The following is a 16,267-nucleotide window of genomic DNA, read 5'->3' as shown; positions in this document are numbered from 1 at the left end:
CCCTTCTTCTGTTCAAAATACTTCCGCCGGAGGCTTGGCCTCGTAGAGGCCAATCAGCTTGCAGGTGTCGACGACACGCCTACCTGCGCCGGACGCAGCAATCGGTCGTGCAGCATAAACCCTTCAGCAGAAACCTGAATGATATCCCCCGCGCGTGTCCCCGGCACCGGGGCTTCAAACATCGCCTCATGTACATTCGGGTCGAACCGATCGCCGACCTGAGGCGTGATCACTTCGATCCCGTGTTTCTGGAACACATCTTTCAGTGCCCGCATCGTTAACTCGACACCTTCCAGCAGACCGGCGGCAACCTCTTTCTGCTCGTCGGTCGCAGCCTCAAGCGCGCGTTTCATATTATCGTAAACCGGCAGCATGTCCCGCGCCAGCTTCGAGCCACCATATTGCTCCGCATCCCGGCGCGCTTTGTCGCCGCGTTTGCGCGCGTTTTCGGCATCTGCCAATGCGCGCATAAACTTGTCCTTGAAATCGTCCCGCTGCGCCCGCAATTCATCCAGCTCCAGCGCTTCATCACTGATCTCGGCAATTTCCTCGGCCAGCTCTTCGGCTTCTGCGGACATGATGTCGTCCAGAAATTCTTCGTTCTTGGGCTCTGCCATCTTCTACCCCTTAGCTCCGGTCGGAAATCAACTTGCCGACCAGTTGCGCCGTATAATCCACGATAGGTACGATCCGCCCATAGTTCAGACGTGTGGGTCCGATGACCCCAACCGCACCGATTATCTTACGATCAGCGTTCATATATGGAGAGACCACCAAAGAGGAACCCGAAAGTGAGAAAAGTTTGTTCTCAGAGCCAATAAAAATGCGCACACCTTCGCCTTCCTCGGTCAATTCCAGAAATTCGGCGATGTCACGTTTGCGTTCCAGGTCGTCAAACAGGGTTCTGATGCGATCCAGTTCTTCGGTTTCTCCCGAATCTGCCAAAAGATTCGCCCGACCGCGCACAATCAGGCGTGCCGAGTCGCCCCCTTCACTGTCCCAAGCAGCAATCCCGCTTTCCACCATCTCGCGCGCCAGAACGTCAATTTCCTGTTTCCGCGCGTCGATCTGCGACAGCATCTGCCGACGCACTTCGCTGATCGTGCGCCCCTCGATCAAAGCATTCAGGAAATTCGCCGCCTCGCGCATGGAACTGGGTGTTTGACCGGGCGGAGGTGTGAACAGGCGATTTTCCACATGGCCATCCGAGAACACCAAGACCACCAAAGCGCGATCATGGCCCAACGAGACAAACTCGATATGCTTGATCTCCGCCTCATGCTTGGGCGTCAGCACCAGAGAGGCGCCTTGTGTCACATTCGACAGCGCTGAACCCACTCGGTCCAACATTCCGGCTACATCGCCTGCGTTAGAGCCTAATGTGTCATTCAGCTTTTTCTTGTCATCCGCGCCCAGGTCGCCGACCTCAAGAAGTCCATCGACAAACATCCGCAGCCCCTGCTGCGTGGGAATGCGCCCTGCGCTGATATGTGGACTGTCCAGAAGCCCCAGGAATTCCAGATCCTGCATCACGTTCCGCACCGTGGCGGCGCTAACCTTTTCCGACAGGGTGCGGGTCAGGGTGCGGCTGCCGACGGGTTCGCCGCTGTCCAGATAGCTTTCGACGATCAAACGAAACACTTCGCGTGATCGGTCGTTCATCTCATCCAGAATTTTTCTTGCTTCGCTCATCGGCGGTCCCCTGCTGGAACGTCATTAAATCGCAGGAAAATGAAAGGTCAATCGGGGTTGCATCGTAACGCCGCGGGGCGGTATCCCAAACCCAGCCAACAAAGGAATTTACATGCGACCCTCAGGACGTGATCTAAACGAAATGCGCGCCGTTTCAATCGAGACGGGCTTTACCAAACATGCCGAGGGGTCTTGCCTCATCAAGATGGGTGACACCCATGTGCTGTGCACCGCCACCATCGAGGATCGCGTGCCGCCGTTTATCAAAGGCTCGGGCCTGGGTTGGGTAACGGCGGAATACGGCATGCTACCGCGCGCAACAAACACACGGATGCGGCGTGAGGCAGCCTCGGGCAAGCAAGGCGGCCGCACCGTTGAAATCCAACGCCTGATTGGCCGTGCATTGCGGGCCGGTGTGGACCGGGTCGCGTTGGGCGAACGCCAGATTACCGTCGACTGCGATGTCATCCAGGCCGATGGTGGCACTCGCTGCGCGTCGATCACCGGAGGCTGGGTTGCACTGCGTTTGGCGGTGAACAAATTGATGAAGACCGGTGATGTGATCTCTGATCCTTTGGTAGACCCTGTTGCGGCGGTTTCTTGTGGAATTTACGCCGGTCAGCCGGTGTTGGATCTGGATTATCCAGAAGACAGTGAAGCCGGCGTGGATGGAAACTTTATCATGACAGGCTCAGGCAAGCTGATCGAAGTGCAGATGAGCGCTGAAGGTTCGGTTTTCAGCCGCGCGCAGATGGATCAGCTGATGGATCTGGCTGAAAAAGGCGTGGGAGAACTGGCCGCTGCGCAAAAGGCCGCCACCGCATGACCCGCAAGTTCGACAGTGACAGACTGTTGGTCGCCACCCACAACAAGGGCAAGCTTGAGGAGATGGCGCATCTCCTCGAACCCTTTGGTGTCACTGTGGTGGGCGCAGCAGACATGAACCTGCCCGAACCGGACGAGACCGAAGATACTTTTGTCGGCAATGCCCGGATCAAAGCCCATGCCGCCGCGCAAGCAACCGGCCTGCCTGCCCTGTCGGACGATTCCGGGATCACCATCGATGCGCTGGACGGCGCACCCGGTGTGTACACTGCTGATTGGGCCGAAACCGGCAATGGCCGTGATTTTCTGATGGCCATGACCCGCGCGCACACTGAGCTGGACGCGAAGAACGCGCCCCATCCCCGCACTGCCCAGTTCCGCAGTACGCTGGTTTTAGCCTGGCCCGACGGGCACGACGAGGTGTTCGAAGGCATCGCCCCCGGACATTTGGTCTGGCCCATCCGCGGCGAGGGTGGGTTCGGCTATGACCCAATGTTTGTCCCCGAAGGCCACGACATTACCTTTGCCGAGATGGATCGCTGGGAAAAGAACAAGATCAGCCATCGCGGCCGCGCGGTTGAGATGTTCGTGAAAGGCTGTTTTGGCGGATGATTGGCGCAACGGGGGCTTTGGCCTGTACGTGCACTGGCCCTTTTGCGAGGCCAAGTGCCCCTATTGCGACTTCAACAGTCATGTTTCCCGCAATATAGATCAAAAACAATGGCTTAACGCCTACTTGGCCGAATTGCGGCGCGCCGCCTCGGAAACGCCTGACCGGGTGCTGAACACGATCTTTTTCGGCGGTGGCACCCCGTCCCTGATGAATCCCGAAACCGTGGCTGCCGTCATTGACGAAGCCCGCGCGCTCTGGCGACCTGCCAATGACATGGAAGTCACGCTGGAGGCCAATCCCGGCTCGGTCGAGGCGGGACGGTTCGCTGCCTATCGCGACGCCGGGGTCAACCGAATCTCGATGGGCGTACAAGCGTTGAACGACGAAGACCTTCACCGTTTGGGGCGGATTCACTCGGTGGCCGAGGCCCGCGCCGCATTTGACATTGCCCGCGCTTGTTTCGATCGGGTCAGTTTTGACCTGATCTATGCCCGCCAACATCAGACTTTGAAGGCGTGGCGTGCCGAATTGACCGAAGCACTCTCGATGGCGGTCGATCACTTGTCGTTGTATCAGCTGACCATCGAAGACGGCACCGCCTTTGGCGACCGCTATGCACTAGGCAAGCTGCGTGGCCTGCCCGAAGATGACAACGCCGCCGACATGTATCTTGCCACGCAAGAGATTTGCGAGGCGCATGGCCTTCCCGCTTATGAGGTCTCAAACCACGCGCGGCGCGGGGCTGAATCGCGGCACAACCTGATCTACTGGCGCTATGGCGACTATGTTGGTATCGGCCCTGGCGCGCACGGTCGGGTTACGCTGGATGGGCAGAGATATGCGACAGAGACCCATTTGTCCCCGGCAGGGTGGTTGAAGGCGGTCAAGACAGGCAATGGCGAAGTCGTGCGGTCCCCGCTGCCCAACCAAGATCAATCAAGCGAATACCTTATGATGGGTTTAAGAATTGCGGAAGGACTAAATATAGGTAGGTTTAACGCCATGTCCGAACACTCATTGTCTGACGACAAGATAAGTGAACTGAGCGATATTGGCATGGTGCATCGGACAGAGAGCCACTTGATCGCCACAAAGGACGGGCGCGCTGTCCTGAATTCAGTGATCCGGGAGCTGCTGAGTTAAGGGATGCGTTACCTCTGGGCTTCATTGGGATTGACCTGCATTGCACTTGCCGTAATTGGCATCGCCCTGCCCTTGTTGCCCACCGTACCTTTTCTGCTGTTGGCAGCCTTTTTCTTCGCCCGATCCTCATCTCGGTTGCACACCTGGCTGATCAGCCACCAGACCTTCGGGCCCATGATTTTGGATTGGCAAAGCTCGGGCGCCATTCGTCCGACCGCCAAGAAAGCTGCGACCCTCTCGATCGCTGCCGTCTTTGGCATTTCCATTCTGATATCTGTCCCGACCTATGTGCTTCTCATTCAGGCCGTGGTCTTGTGTGGCGTATTGACCTTTATCTGGACCCGACCTAACGGCTGAGCTTGGCGCACAGATCGTCGAGCTGGTCCAGATTTTCATAGGTCAGCACCACTTGCCCGGTTTCGGTCCCAGCCTCGTGGTTGATCGAAACCTTCATGGCCAGAATTGCCGAGAGGTCCTTCTCCAGCGCACGGGTATCTGCGTCCTTACCCGCGTCCAGATTCCTGGATTGTGAGGCTGACTTGACCGGTGCATCCTGTTGTTTCTTAACCAACGCTTCGGTCGCGCGCACCGAAAGACCGTCGCGCACAACGATTTTCGCCAGCTCGGACGGGTTCTCCGCTGTTATCAGCGCACGCGCATGTCCGGCGGACAGTTTCCCCTCGATCACCAGTTTCTGCACATCCAAAGGCAGAGACAACAACCGCAGAAGGTTCGCGATGTGACTGCGACTTTTTCCTAGCGCCTCGGCCAGTTTTTCCTGCGTATGGCCGAACCGGTCCATGAGTTGTTTGTAGCCCGCTGCCTCTTCCACTGCGTTCAGATCGGCACGCTGAATGTTCTCGATAATGGCGACTTCCAAAACTTCGGTATCGTCGAAATCACGCACAATAACCGGGATTTCATGAAGCTGAGACATCTGGGCCGCGCGCCAACGACGTTCGCCGGCCACGATTTCGTACTCTCCGCCGTCGATTTCCCGTACAATCAGAGGCTGAATAATTCCTTTTTCCTTAACCGAAGCAGCAAGCTCTGCCAGCTGTTCCGGAAGGAACGTCCGTCTGGGCTGGTTTGGGTTTGCCTTCAGCTTTTCGATTGGAACTTTCATGTCCGGGCGACGAGGATCGGATAGGGAATGCCCGTCCGCCTCTTGCGTTACATCCGCCATCAGGGCGGAAAGTCCCCGGCCCAAGCCACGAGGTTTGGATTTTTTGACGGCCACGATACGCTCCTCACTGTCGCCTATGCAGCGACCTTGTTGTTTTTGTGCATGACCTCCCGCGCCAGGTGTCGATATGCCATCGCCCCCAAAGACCCGGAGTCATATTGCAGTACCGGCAAGGCGTAAGACGGAGCCTCGCTGACACGCACATTTCTGGGTATCTTGGTTTTAAATACCATCTCACCCAGATTGTCACGCGCGTCTTTTTCCACCTGACGGGACAAGTTGTTGCGGTTGTCATACATGGTCAACACAACACCTTCGATTCTGAGATCCGGATTCGCCGTCTGGCGAACCTCTCGGATCGTAAGCATCAGCTGCGACAACCCTTCAAGCGCAAAGAATTCGCTTTGAAGTGGAACCAATACGGAATGGGCCGCGACCATTGCGTTTACGGTCAGTAAATTCAGAGATGGCGGGCAGTCGATCAACACAAAATCCAGGTCGAACTTGTCAATCGCGGTTTGCCGCAGGGCATCGTGCAACAGATAGCTGCGTTTTTCGTTTGAGATGAGCTCAATATCCGCAGAGCTCAAGTCAACGGTTGCCGGGACGACAAACAGCCCATCGATTTCAGTTTCCTGCACAACCGCCTCAAGTGGGGCGTCGTCCAAAATAAGATCATAGGTCGTCCAGTCGCGGTCTTCGACGCCCAGGCCAGTAGATGCATTGCCCTGTGGGTCCAAATCAACCACCAGAACCTTGCAACCCGCCTCGGATAAGCCAGCGGCCAGATTGATCGCGGTTGTTGTTTTACCGACGCCGCCCTTTTGATTTGCGACCGCGATTATCCTGGGTCCTGAGGGACGAGACAAATCAACCACGTGACACTCCTTTGACCTTGAGGATTACAGCCTGAGGCTCGGTTAAGCTTGTAATCACCTCAGCGTCGAAATTCCATTCTTCCCGTGCGTCTTGCAGCTCTTTTTTCCAGGTCGCGCCTTTCGGCAACAATGCTATTCCAGTTCTGCTTAAATGCCTGTCGCAAAAGGACAATAGCTTGCAGAGATCAGCCAAGGCACGCGCTGAAACAATATCGGCATTCAAGGGGTCAACCGCCTCGATTCGTTTTGAGATTACCGTGCAGGCTGCGCCTGTTTCCCTGGCAACATTGCGAAGAAATGCGCATTTGCGTTGATCGCTTTCCACAAGTGTGAATCGTGCGTTAGGTGCATATTCCATTGCCATTATGGCACACGCCATCCCTGGAAATCCGCCTCCGCTACCCAGGTCGACCCAGTGCTCGAATTGCCCGGCACAGCGGTAGACTTGAACGGAATCCTGGATATGCCTTGTCCAAACTTCCTGAAGGCTATTGCGAGAAACCAGATTTATCCTGGGATTCCAGCGTTGGACAAGGTCCACATATGTCGAAAGCCTCTCGAATGTTTCACGTGAAACACCCAAAGCTCTTGAATCCACTTGATTCATGCCTTGAGGGCTTTTTGGGTGCGACGCAGCTTCGCAAGTATCAAAGTAAGCGCAGCCGGAGTAACGCCTTCAACCCGACCCGCCTGAGCGATATTCTCCGGCCGGGCATGCGATAGTTTTTGCTTCATCTCAGACGAAAGACCGTTCAGCGACGAATAATCAAAATCCCTTGGTATTTCATAAGATTCATCCCGTCGCATCGCCGCAACGTCGTTTTTCTGTCGCTCGATGTAATTCGCGTAAAGCGCGTCACGCTCCACCTGTAAACGGATGTCCGGTTCAACGTTTTCCAGATCGGGTTCCAAAAGAATGAGATCATCAAAAGAAACTTTCGGAAACGCCAAAATCGCGATGCCATCTCTTCTGTTGCCATCCTGATTGACGTCAATTCCAGCCGCCCGCATTTCTGTTGGTGTATATGCGCGCGCTGTCAAACGAGATTTGGCCGCATCAATTTTTACCATTTTGGTATGAAAGGACCGATTCCTGTTGTCCGCGATGCAACCCAACTTAATCCCAACGGGAGTCAGCCGCTGGTCAGCGTTATCCGCGCGCAATGATAACCTGAATTCTGCGCGAGACGTGAACATGCGGTAGGGTTCCGCGACACCGCGCGTTGTTAGATCATCAATCATGACACCTATATAGCTATCGGAACGGGTAAACTGGACGGGGTCTTTTCCAAAAACGCTTAAAGCAGCATTCAGACCGGCCACCAAGCCTTGGGCGGCCGCCTCTTCGTATCCCGTTGTTCCATTGATCTGCCCGGCCAGGAAGAGCCCGGGCACATCCGGAAGTGCAAGCGATGATGTTAGCACACGCGGATCGACATAGTCATACTCAATGGCATAACCCGGCTGCAGGATTTCGGCGCGCTCCAGCCCCTTGATCGAGCGGACGTATTCCAGCTGTACATCCTGTGGCAATGACGTCGAAATTCCGTTTGGATAAACAGTGTGGTCGTTAACACCTTCTGGCTCAAGGAAAATCTGATGGGATTCCTTGTCGCCAAATCGCACGATCTTGTCTTCGATCGATGGGCAATACCTTGGGCCTACCCCGTCGATATGACCCCCATACATGGCAGATCGTGACAGGTTTTTTTCAATGATTTCATGGGTGCGGGTGTTCGTATGCGTGATCCCACACGAAATTTGCGGAGCCGTAACCGTTGTTGACAGGAACGAAAACAAGGTTGGGTCTTCGTCCCCATCCTGTCGTTCAAGGTCTGACCAGTCGATCGATCGCCCATCCAACCTGGGCGGCGTTCCGGTCTTCAAGCGTCCAAGCGGAAGTTCAAAACTGTCGAGCCGTTCAGCCAATTTAACGGATGGGCGATCTCCCATACGCCCGCCCGGGCGGGCGTAGTCGCCAATGTGGATGACGCCGCGCAGAAAGGTTCCAGACGTGAGAATGACGGCGTCAGCGTGCAACTCGGACCCATCAGTCAGCTTGGCACCAGCCACACGTGAGCCGGACATCAGAAAGTCAACGACCTCACCAATGACGACGGAAAGCCCCTTTTGGGAGTGCGTCACCGCCTGCATAGCCATTCGGTACAGGCTTCGATCTGCTTGCGTTCTAGGCCCTTGTACCGCGGGGCCTTTCCTGCGGTTCAAAAGCCGAAACTGGATTCCAGCCTGATCAGCAACGCGCCCCATCACGCCATCCATAGCGTCGATTTCACGAACGAGGTGGCCTTTTCCTAATCCACCGATCGCCGGATTACAGGACATTACACCAATATCTGACGCCGACAGGGTGACAAGCGCTGTTTCGGCACCCATACGCGCCGCCGCATGCGCGGCTTCAGTCCCCGCATGCCCTGCGCCAATGACAATCACATCGAATTTTGAATGTTTCACGTGAAACACTCCTCATTTACCCAAGCAAAAGCTCGAGAATATTTCGTCCAGCAAATCTTCAACACCGATTCGCCCCACCAGTGACTCCAAAGCTCTGATGGCCGCGCGCAGTTCTTCTGCTGCCACATCATACATATCCGATCCCGATTCCAGAACCTCCAGCGCAACACCCAAAACATCACCTGCCTTATTCAGCGCAACGCGGTGCCTCTCGCGGGTTGCAACACCATGGCTAGTGGTCCTGGCAACCAGTACACGCGAAATCTGCTCTACAAGACGATCAATCCCCTGCCCGGTTTTTCCGGAAATACCGCCATCGGCGATTTTCCGAAGGTCGGCCTTAGGGAGTACCTGTATGTCGTCAGGCTGTACCTCAACTCCAAGCTCCGCCGGGTCATCTGTCAAGAACACGCGCAAGTCAGCCCCTTCCGCGCGTTTCTTGGCAAGCAAGATACCCAGATTTTCGACATGATCCTCGGTTTCGCGCAGCCCCGCTGTATCCAAAAGCGTCACCGGCAAGCCCGCAAGATCCATACGAACCTCGATGACATCCCGAGTTGTTCCGGCATATTCTGATGTTATCGCCGCATCTCGCCCAGCCAAGGCGTTTAACAGGGTGGATTTTCCTGCATTGGGAGGACCAACAATCGCAACTTCAAATCCGGCTCGTATACGCTCAGCGATCTGAACCCCTTGTGCTTCGCGCTTCAGCTCGGTCATCACACCGGACAAGAGCGAACGCACTTCGGGCGTCACGTCTGTGGGAACTTCTTCGTCAGCAAAGTCTATGACCGCCTCCAACAAAGACGCCGCTCGGATTAAGTCCTTGCGCCACCGTTCCGCCAGATCTCCCAAAGCGCCTGTCAGAATGGTCTGTGCTTGCTTTCGTTGTATTTCGGTTTCGGCGTCAATCAGATCGGCCAAGCCTTCGACCTGAGTCAGGTCCATCTTGCCGTTTTCAAGCGCACGGCGGGTAAATTCACCGGGATCTGCCAATCGCAGACCATCGGTATCCGACAAGCTGCGCATGACGGCATTCACCGTTGCAATACTGCCGTGAATCTGCAGCTCGGCCACATCCTCGCCAGTGAAACTCGCCGGGGCCTGGAATGTCAGAACCAGCCCATCATCAAGCCGAGACCCATCCGGCGTTCGCAAGGTCCGCACCCGCATTCCGCGTTTTGGCAAAGCATCGCTGGTCAAACTGGCCGCAGCATCATGCGCCAAGGGACCAGAGAGGCGGATGACCGCCACCCCGGCTTTGCCTTGCGCGCTGGCCAAGGCGAATATCGTATCCATTCGAAGGCCTCGCGTCAGTTAAGACCTGTGTCAGGTGTTCATCGAATCGAAGAACTCGCCATTTGTCTTCGTCTGTTTCAACTTGGACAACAGGAACTCGATTGCGTCGGTCGTACCCATCGGGTTGAGGATGCGGCGCAGAACGAAGGTCTTCGCCAGATCGCCCTTGTCGACCAGCAGATCCTCTTTCCGGGTGCCGGACTTGAGGATGTCGATCGCCGGGAACACGCGCTTGTCAGCGATCTTGCGGTCCAACACGATTTCCGAGTTACCGGTGCCTTTGAATTCTTCGAAGATCACTTCGTCCATCCGGCTACCGGTGTCGATCAGAGCAGTCGCGATAATGGTCAGCGAACCACCCTCTTCGATGTTCCGGGCCGCACCAAAGAAACGCTTGGGCCTTTGCAGCGCATTCGCATCCACACCACCGGTCAGAACTTTACCCGAGGACGGGACCACTGTGTTAAACGCCCTACCAAGTCTTGTGATTGAATCTAGAAGAATAACAACATCTCGTTTATGTTCGACCAAACGCTTAGCTTTTTCGATCACCATTTCGGATACGGCTACGTGGCGCGTTGCGGGTTCGTCGAAAGTTGAGGACACAACCTCACCCTTAACCGAGCGCTGCATGTCCGTCACCTCTTCCGGGCGTTCATCGATCAGAAGGACGATCAGATAGCACTCCGGGTGGTTCTGTTCGATCGAGTGCGCAATGTTCTGCAGGATCACTGTCTTACCCGTCCGCGGCGGCGCCACGATCAGCGACCGCTGGCCTTTACCAATGGGCGAGACCAAATCGATCACTCGGGCCGACTTGTCTTTAATGGTGGGATCCTCGATCTCCATCTTCAGACGCTCTTCGGGGTAGAGCGGCGTCAGGTTGTCGAACAGAATCTTGTGCTTTGCTTTCTCAGGCTCTTCAAAGTTGATCTTGGTAACCTTGGTCAGCGCGAAGTAACGCTCATTGTCGTCAGGGGCCTTGATTTCGCCCTCAACGGTGTCACCGGTGCGCAGCGAATGCAGGCGGATCATGTCGGGCGAGACATAGATGTCGTCTGGACCCGGCAGATAGTTCGCCTCAGGCGAACGCAAAAAGCCGAACCCGTCCTGCAGCACCTCAAGCACACCGTCGCCGCCGACGGTCCAGCCCTCATCCGCGCGTTCGCGCAGGATCTGGAACATCATCTCGCCCTTACGCATGGTCGAGGCGTTTTCGATCTCCAGTTCTTCGGCCATCGCCAGAAGGTCTTTGGGGCTTTTGGCCTTCAGGTCAGCCAGATTCAGGGATTCAGTTGTCATGATGATACGAACCTTGGCCGCAAGGATCGCGGCACGGGATGGAATTTCAATACGGGATGCACTTCGCCCGGACGGGCGCGTTGATCCCTACATAAGCGCGTCAGCGACCGGAGTCAAACAGCGCCTCAGAACTTCAGAACGACCGCCAGAACGATAAAGATCATCAAAAGGGTCGGAACCTCGTTCATCATGCGAAACTGCCGCCCAGTGAGCTTGTTTCGCCCTTCAAAGAAATCCTTGCGCCGTGCCAGCAGCCAATGATGAAACCAGGTCATCGCGATCACGCCAGCACCCTTGACCCAAGGCCATGCAAAGTCCCACCCGACGATACCCGGTGTGAAAACCATGATCAGACCACAAACCCAAGCGGCAATCATTGCGGGGCGCATGATCACGCGCAGCAGCTTTTCTTCCATTTCAAAGAAAATGGGTTCCGCACCGTCGACAGCCTGCGCCTTTTCGACATGATACACAAACAGTCGCGGTAAGTAGAACAACCCTGCCATCCATGAGATCACGGCCATGATGTGCACCGACTTCACCCAAGGGTAGATCGTGAAAAGAAGATCAGACATTCCGGCTCCGGACAGTTCTCGGAACACTCCCTAATAAAAAAAATAGAAAAGAAAAAGGATGATGGTTTTGTAGGGAGATTAAATTCGGTGGATTACTTTTTTACACATGCGTTTTCCCCAGGTGGATAGAAATCCGGATGCGAGATGTGATTCTGTTAAGAGAATATTTTACTGATATAAATCAAACGTTTAATGGCATACAGGCTCGATACTTCTGGGGATAACCTGTTGGGTAACTTCGGAGAATTCGGTTATCCCGCTGATCCAAGTTATCCTTGCCCCAGATGGACAGGGTTCGAGCGAATCCGGGACGTTTCACCAAAAAATCCCGGGCTTGCGTGTCAACAGGAAAACCATACAAACCATGCCAGAACGCTCAACGATTTGCTCAGGGGGTTTTCCACATGTCTGTCCCCATCATTCTGGCTTCGGGGTCCTCCATTCGCGCGCAGCTTTTGCAGAATGCGGGCGTGCCATTCACTGTGCAAACTGCACGGGTCGATGAAGACAGCGCCAAACGGGCCTTGTTGGCCGAGGGTGCCAGTCCGCGCGACATCGCCGATACTCTGGCCGAGATGAAGGCGCGCAAGGTCAGCGACAAGAACCCCGGCACGATGGTTTTGGGCTGTGATCAGGTTCTGGATTTTGAAGGCGGTTTGCTGTCGAAGCCGCAGACGCCCGAAGATGCAATAGCGCAGCTGAAGTCCATGCGCGGCAAGCGGCATATGTTGTTGTCGGCGGCTGTCATCTATCAAAGTGGCGAACCGATCTGGCGGCATGTCGGTCAGGTGCGTCTGCGGATGCGCATGAGTTCCGACGCTTACCTGCGGGATTACATTGACCGCAACTGGGACAGCATCCGGCATGCGGTGGGAGCATATAAATTGGAAGAAGAAGGCGTGCGCCTGTTTGCAACCATTGACGGCGACTATTTTAACGTTTTGGGTATGCCTCTGTTGGAACTACTCAATTTTCTGGCTGTGAAAGGCGTGATCGATCAATGATGGACCACCAAATCCCTTTGGCCGGCGTCATCGGCCATCCGGTTGCGCATTCCAAATCACCCAAGCTGCACGGTCATTGGCTGAAATCACACGGGCTGGCTGGTCACTATGTGCCGATGGATGTTGCGCCTGCAGATCTTGAAACCGTTTTACGCACTCTGCCCAAGGCAGGGTTCGTCGGAACCAACGTGACCGTCCCGCATAAAGAAGCCGCGATGCGACTGGCTGATCATGTCTCGGACCGGGCCTCGGTGATCGGAGCGGCCAATACGCTGGTGTTTCGCGAGGATGGATCGATCCACGCCGACAACACGGATGGCTTTGGATTCATGCAAAACCTTCGCAGCGGCGCACCGGATTGGAACCCTGCGGATGGGCCAGCGGTGGTTTTTGGCGCAGGCGGTGCAGCGCGCGCGGTGTTGCAGGCGCTGGCCGAGGCTGGCGTGCCCGAGATTTTGCTGTCCAACAGGACTCGGACCCGCGCGGACCATCTGAAAGAGGAATTCGGGAAACGTATCACAGTAGTGGATTGGGTTCAGGCCGGAAACGTCATCGAAAATGCGGAATTGGTGGTCAATACGACGTCTTTAGGCATGCAGGGTCAGCCCGAGCTTCGCGTGCCTTTGGACGGCTTGCAGCCTGGCGCTGTTGTGACCGACCTGGTCTATACGCCGCTGAAAACCCGCTTGCTGCAATCGGCGGAAGAAGCCGGATGCACCGCAGTCGACGGCCTTGGCATGTTGCTGTACCAGGCGATCCCCGGATTTGAACGCTGGTTTGGGGTACGCCCCGAGGTGGATGACGAACTTCGCGCCGTGGTGCTGGCATGAGGTTTGCGCTTGGCCTGACCGGTTCCATCGGGATGGGCAAAAGCACGACCGCACAGATGTTTGCCGACGAAGGCTGCGCAGTCTGGGATGCGGATGCGGCGGTGCACAGGCTTTATTCAGCGGGTGGTGCAGCGGTTGCGCCGATGCGGGACGCATTTCCCTTGGCAATTGTTGATGGTGCGGTCAGCCGGGATGCGCTGAAACATATCATCGCCAAAGACCCGACCATGTTGAAGGTCATCGAGAGTATTGTGCACCCGCTGGTTGCTGCAGATCGTTCTGCATTTCGCGATCTTGCGCAGTCGGATATTTTGGTCTTTGACATTCCCCTGCTCTTTGAGACCGGTGGACATACGGCAATGGATGCCGTTGCTTGCGTGTCGGTCCCCGCAGAAGAACAAAAACGCCGGGTAATGGAACGCGGAACAATGAGCGAGACGCAGTTCGAACAGATTCTGTCCAAGCAGATGCCGAATGACGAAAAATGCGGGCGCTCGGATTTTGTGATTGTCACTGACTCTCTGGACCATGCCCGCGCGCAGGTGCAGGATGTGGTCAGGCAAATACGGGCGGGAATGGCAGATGCGTGAGATTGTTCTGGACACCGAAACCACAGGGTTTGATCCCGAAAGCGGGGACCGGATCGTAGAAATCGGCGCGGTCGAGCTTTGGAACCATGTGGCCACGGGCGAAACCTACCACGTCTATATCAACCCCGAACGTTCCATGCCCGAAGAGGCGTTCGGCGTACACGGCATCGGCCCCGATTTGCTTGAAACTCCCCGCCCACCGGAAAAGGGCGAAGTGACGCTGAGAGACAAACCGGTGTTTGCCAAGGTGGGTCAAGGGTTTCGGGATTTCGTCGGCGACGCAAAGCTGGTCATCCACAATGCCTCTTTCGATATGAAGTTCCTAAACGCCGAATTGGGATGGATGGGCCTGCCGCTGATCCCGATGGAGCAGGCGCTGGACACATTGGCAATCGCGCGCAAGCGGTTCCCCGGCTCCCCAGCCTCGCTGGATGCGCTGTGCCGACGGTTCAATATCGACAACTCGAACCGGGTACTGCACGGGGCCTTGCTTGATTCCGAGATTTTGGCCGAAGTTTATCTGGAGCTGATCGGTGGTCGTCAGCCGGATTTCGGTTTGTCGACAGCAGCTTCGGCGGGCGCCGGGGGTGGTGACGAATGGCGACCATCAGCGCGGGCAAATGCCTTGCCGTCCCGGATCACCGAAGACGAACGCGCGGCTCATGACGCATTTGTTGAGAAATTGGGCGAAGCCGCCCTTTGGACCCGCGCCTGAGACGACCCCGGCGCGGGTCATCTCGGTCAGGCTTCGGTTTTCTGAGCTTCTGCTTGACGGCGCATCAGCTCATTCCGATAGAGCGCAACAAAGTCGATATTGTCCAGATTGACCGGCGGATAGCCACCGTCGCGGGTGACGTCGCTGACGATGCGGCGCAGGAACGGGAAAATCATGCGCGGGCATTCGATCATCAGGAAGGGGTGCATCTGATCTTCGGCCACGCCCTCCACGTGGAACAAGCCGCAATAGTCGATCTCGAACAGGAACAGGATGTCTTCCATCCCCTTGGCTTTCGACTTGAGATTCAGCTTGATCGAGACTTCGAACTGGTGGTCAGCGGGGCGCTTTTTTGCGTCCAGGTTGACCTGAACCGAAATCTCAGGCTGCACATCGCCCGACACACCTTTCTGGGCCATCACGTTTTCAAAGGACATGTCGCGAATGAATTGTCCCAGAACACGCATTTGAATCTGTGGTGCGGCTTGTGCCTCTGTGTTTTCTTTGGCGTCTTCGTCGGCCATTTATCTACTCCGAAAATGAAATCCGCCACTGCTTAGCAAGTTGAGCGATGCACCTCAATGCAGGTCACGAGCCTTCCACCCATTTCGATGGCTTTGATGGGGTTTGGCGTGGGCGGACTTCGGTGTATTCGCCATCGATCACGTCATCTTGCGGAAACGGATCAGGCCCTGTTTTGAACTGCGCGCCGGTCCCCATTTGAAAATGGGTGATGGTGGCCTTCGACTTGATGTAGCGAAAGACGGCAACGCGAACTCCGGGGATAAGCAAGGCAAAACCAACGGCATCCGTGAAGAACCCAGGCGTCAGCAACAAGACGCCGGACAGCAAGATCATTGCGCCGTGCGCTAACGGCTCGGTCGGGTCGTCCAGTTCGGCAAAGGATCGCTGCAGGTTGGCCAACGCCATGCGACCTTGTGTCCGCACCAAAACAGTACCCAAAACAGCGGTCAGGACAACGATTGCCAGCGTTGGCCACATCCCGATCAGACCGCCAACCTGGATGAACAGGGCGATCTCGATGATCGGAACCAACAAAAAAGCCAAAAACAGATACATATGCGTTACCCTTTAGCATGTGCCGGGCTGTGGACTTGCCCCCAACTGTCACCTACATAGTGG

19 protein-coding genes are annotated in these 16,267 nt (G+C 55.9%); 8 read left to right on the top strand and 11 right to left on the bottom strand.

The genetic code is table 11. From position 1 onward, the window contains the following. Positions 1–53: 53 nt before the first annotated feature. Together ACR0CR_RS11815 and hrcA are read right to left on the bottom strand one after the other, a co-directional pair. Positions 54–617, bottom strand: a complete 564-nt coding sequence (locus ACR0CR_RS11815; RefSeq protein WP_480599224.1) for a nucleotide exchange factor GrpE — start codon at positions 615–617, stop codon at positions 54–56. A 10-nt stretch (positions 618–627) separates the two neighbouring features. After that, positions 628–1,692, bottom strand: coding sequence for a heat-inducible transcriptional repressor HrcA (gene hrcA / locus ACR0CR_RS11810; protein WP_480599221.1), 1,065 nt, complete (start codon positions 1,690–1,692; stop codon positions 628–630). A gap of 112 nt (positions 1,693–1,804) precedes the next feature. Between hrcA and rph the strand changes: the two genes are divergently transcribed. Genes rph through ACR0CR_RS11790 form a run of 4 tightly spaced genes read left to right on the top strand, consistent with a single transcriptional unit; the run spans position 1,805 to position 4,630 of the window. Continuing rightward, positions 1,805–2,518, top strand: a complete 714-nt coding sequence (gene rph, locus ACR0CR_RS11805) for a ribonuclease PH (RefSeq protein WP_299950113.1) — start codon at positions 1,805–1,807, stop codon at positions 2,516–2,518. Beyond that, positions 2,515–3,129, top strand: coding sequence for an RdgB/HAM1 family non-canonical purine NTP pyrophosphatase (gene rdgB / locus ACR0CR_RS11800; protein WP_480599218.1), 615 nt, complete (start codon positions 2,515–2,517; stop codon positions 3,127–3,129). Before rph ends, rdgB begins: the two co-directional genes overlap by 4 nt. After that, complete coding sequence (hemW, locus tag ACR0CR_RS11795) at positions 3,119–4,273, top strand: radical SAM family heme chaperone HemW (protein WP_480599216.1); 1,155 nt, start codon at positions 3,119–3,121, stop codon at positions 4,271–4,273. The genes rdgB and hemW overlap by 11 nt, the downstream gene beginning before the upstream one ends. A 3-nt stretch (positions 4,274–4,276) precedes the next feature. After that, positions 4,277–4,630: a YbaN family protein gene (locus ACR0CR_RS11790; protein ID WP_480599213.1), complete on the top strand. Its 354-nt coding sequence runs from the start codon at positions 4,277–4,279 to the stop codon at positions 4,628–4,630. Here ACR0CR_RS11790 and ACR0CR_RS11785 read toward each other — a convergent pair. From ACR0CR_RS11785 to ACR0CR_RS11755, 7 genes are all read right to left on the bottom strand, one after another. Beyond that, a complete protein-coding gene (locus tag ACR0CR_RS11785) occupies positions 4,620–5,513 on the bottom strand; it encodes a ParB/RepB/Spo0J family partition protein (protein WP_480599211.1) in 894 nt (297 codons plus the stop codon). The genes ACR0CR_RS11790 and ACR0CR_RS11785 overlap by 11 nt on opposite strands. Before the next feature lie 20 nt (positions 5,514–5,533). Continuing rightward, positions 5,534–6,337: a ParA family protein gene (locus tag ACR0CR_RS11780; RefSeq protein ID WP_480599208.1), complete on the bottom strand. Its 804-nt coding sequence runs from the start codon at positions 6,335–6,337 to the stop codon at positions 5,534–5,536. Continuing rightward, entirely contained in the window at positions 6,330–6,944 is a 615-nt protein-coding gene (gene rsmG, locus ACR0CR_RS11775) for a 16S rRNA (guanine(527)-N(7))-methyltransferase RsmG (protein ID WP_480599207.1), read from the bottom strand. The genes ACR0CR_RS11780 and rsmG overlap by 8 nt, the downstream gene beginning before the upstream one ends. Continuing rightward, positions 6,941–8,809 (bottom strand): tRNA uridine-5-carboxymethylaminomethyl(34) synthesis enzyme MnmG, encoded by a 1,869-nt coding sequence (gene mnmG, locus ACR0CR_RS11770; RefSeq protein WP_480599204.1) that lies wholly within the window; start codon positions 8,807–8,809, stop codon positions 6,941–6,943. Before mnmG ends, rsmG begins: the two co-directional genes overlap by 4 nt. Positions 8,810–8,821: 12 nt before the next feature. Next, positions 8,822–10,108 carry a tRNA uridine-5-carboxymethylaminomethyl(34) synthesis GTPase MnmE gene (gene mnmE, locus ACR0CR_RS11765; protein ID WP_480599202.1) on the bottom strand — a complete coding sequence of 429 codons (1,287 nt, stop codon included), beginning with the start codon at positions 10,106–10,108 and terminating at the stop codon, positions 8,822–8,824. A gap of 30 nt (positions 10,109–10,138) precedes the next feature. After that, on the bottom strand, positions 10,139–11,410 hold the full coding sequence (gene rho, locus ACR0CR_RS11760) for a transcription termination factor Rho (protein WP_480599199.1): 1,272 nt from the start codon (positions 11,408–11,410) through the stop codon (positions 10,139–10,141). A 125-nt stretch (positions 11,411–11,535) separates the two neighbouring features. Next, entirely contained in the window at positions 11,536–11,985 is a 450-nt protein-coding gene (locus ACR0CR_RS11755) for a CopD family protein (protein WP_480599195.1), read from the bottom strand. Positions 11,986–12,389: 404 nt separating this feature from the next. On the opposite strand from ACR0CR_RS11755, the gene ACR0CR_RS11750 reads away from it, so the two are divergent. From ACR0CR_RS11750 to dnaQ, 4 genes are read left to right on the top strand one after another with little or no spacing between them, the layout of a single operon-like run. Further along, positions 12,390–12,989, top strand: coding sequence for a Maf family protein (locus ACR0CR_RS11750; RefSeq protein WP_480599193.1), 600 nt, complete (start codon positions 12,390–12,392; stop codon positions 12,987–12,989). Beyond that, positions 12,986–13,819 carry a shikimate dehydrogenase gene (locus ACR0CR_RS11745; RefSeq protein ID WP_480599191.1) on the top strand — a complete coding sequence of 278 codons (834 nt, stop codon included), beginning with the start codon at positions 12,986–12,988 and terminating at the stop codon, positions 13,817–13,819. The genes ACR0CR_RS11750 and ACR0CR_RS11745 overlap by 4 nt, the downstream gene beginning before the upstream one ends. Beyond that, positions 13,816–14,409 carry a dephospho-CoA kinase gene (gene coaE, locus ACR0CR_RS11740; RefSeq protein WP_480599189.1) on the top strand — a complete coding sequence of 198 codons (594 nt, stop codon included), beginning with the start codon at positions 13,816–13,818 and terminating at the stop codon, positions 14,407–14,409. The genes ACR0CR_RS11745 and coaE overlap by 4 nt, the downstream gene beginning before the upstream one ends. Beyond that, positions 14,402–15,124 carry a DNA polymerase III subunit epsilon gene (dnaQ, locus tag ACR0CR_RS11735; RefSeq protein ID WP_480599187.1) on the top strand — a complete coding sequence of 241 codons (723 nt, stop codon included), beginning with the start codon at positions 14,402–14,404 and terminating at the stop codon, positions 15,122–15,124. Before coaE ends, dnaQ begins: the two co-directional genes overlap by 8 nt. Positions 15,125–15,150: 26 nt before the next feature. Here the strand turns inward: dnaQ and secB are convergent, their stop codons facing one another. Both secB and ACR0CR_RS11725 read right to left on the bottom strand, forming a co-directional pair. After that, a complete protein-coding gene (gene secB, locus ACR0CR_RS11730; protein WP_480599185.1) occupies positions 15,151–15,648 on the bottom strand; it encodes a protein-export chaperone SecB in 498 nt (165 codons plus the stop codon). Positions 15,649–15,712: 64 nt separating this feature from the next. Further along, a complete protein-coding gene (locus ACR0CR_RS11725) occupies positions 15,713–16,204 on the bottom strand; it encodes an FxsA family protein (RefSeq protein ID WP_480599183.1) in 492 nt (163 codons plus the stop codon). Positions 16,205–16,267 lie beyond the last annotated feature (63 nt).

It is taken from the genome of Ruegeria sp. AM2, assembly GCF_056540685.1.
Note: the sequence above shows the minus strand (reverse complement) of the source record. Positions and strands in the feature narration are given on the sequence as shown.

What these genes read in the sequence shown, in the direction of transcription:
- ACR0CR_RS11815 (WP_480599224.1), bottom strand. Translation starts at nt 617, where the DNA reads ATGGCAGAGCCCAAGAACGAAGAATTTCTGGACGACATCATGTCCGCA.
- hrcA (WP_480599221.1), bottom strand. Translation starts at nt 1,692, where the DNA reads ATGAGCGAAGCAAGAAAAATTCTGGATGAGATGAACGACCGATCACGC.
- rph (WP_299950113.1), top strand. Translation starts at nt 1,805, where the DNA reads ATGCGACCCTCAGGACGTGATCTAAACGAAATGCGCGCCGTTTCAATC.
- rdgB (WP_480599218.1), top strand. Translation starts at nt 2,515, where the DNA reads ATGACCCGCAAGTTCGACAGTGACAGACTGTTGGTCGCCACCCACAAC.
- ACR0CR_RS11790 (WP_480599213.1), top strand. Translation starts at nt 4,277, where the DNA reads ATGCGTTACCTCTGGGCTTCATTGGGATTGACCTGCATTGCACTTGCC.
- rsmG (WP_480599207.1), bottom strand. Translation starts at nt 6,944, where the DNA reads ATGAATCAAGTGGATTCAAGAGCTTTGGGTGTTTCACGTGAAACATTC.
- mnmE (WP_480599202.1), bottom strand. Translation starts at nt 10,108, where the DNA reads ATGGATACGATATTCGCCTTGGCCAGCGCGCAAGGCAAAGCCGGGGTG.
- rho (WP_480599199.1), bottom strand. Translation starts at nt 11,410, where the DNA reads ATGACAACTGAATCCCTGAATCTGGCTGACCTGAAGGCCAAAAGCCCC.
- ACR0CR_RS11755 (WP_480599195.1), bottom strand. Translation starts at nt 11,985, where the DNA reads ATGTCTGATCTTCTTTTCACGATCTACCCTTGGGTGAAGTCGGTGCAC.
- ACR0CR_RS11750 (WP_480599193.1), top strand. Translation starts at nt 12,390, where the DNA reads ATGTCTGTCCCCATCATTCTGGCTTCGGGGTCCTCCATTCGCGCGCAG.
- ACR0CR_RS11745 (WP_480599191.1), top strand. Translation starts at nt 12,986, where the DNA reads ATGATGGACCACCAAATCCCTTTGGCCGGCGTCATCGGCCATCCGGTT.
- coaE (WP_480599189.1), top strand. Translation starts at nt 13,816, where the DNA reads ATGAGGTTTGCGCTTGGCCTGACCGGTTCCATCGGGATGGGCAAAAGC.
- dnaQ (WP_480599187.1), top strand. Translation starts at nt 14,402, where the DNA reads ATGCGTGAGATTGTTCTGGACACCGAAACCACAGGGTTTGATCCCGAA.
- secB (WP_480599185.1), bottom strand. Translation starts at nt 15,648, where the DNA reads ATGGCCGACGAAGACGCCAAAGAAAACACAGAGGCACAAGCCGCACCA.
- ACR0CR_RS11725 (WP_480599183.1), bottom strand. Translation starts at nt 16,204, where the DNA reads ATGTATCTGTTTTTGGCTTTTTTGTTGGTTCCGATCATCGAGATCGCC.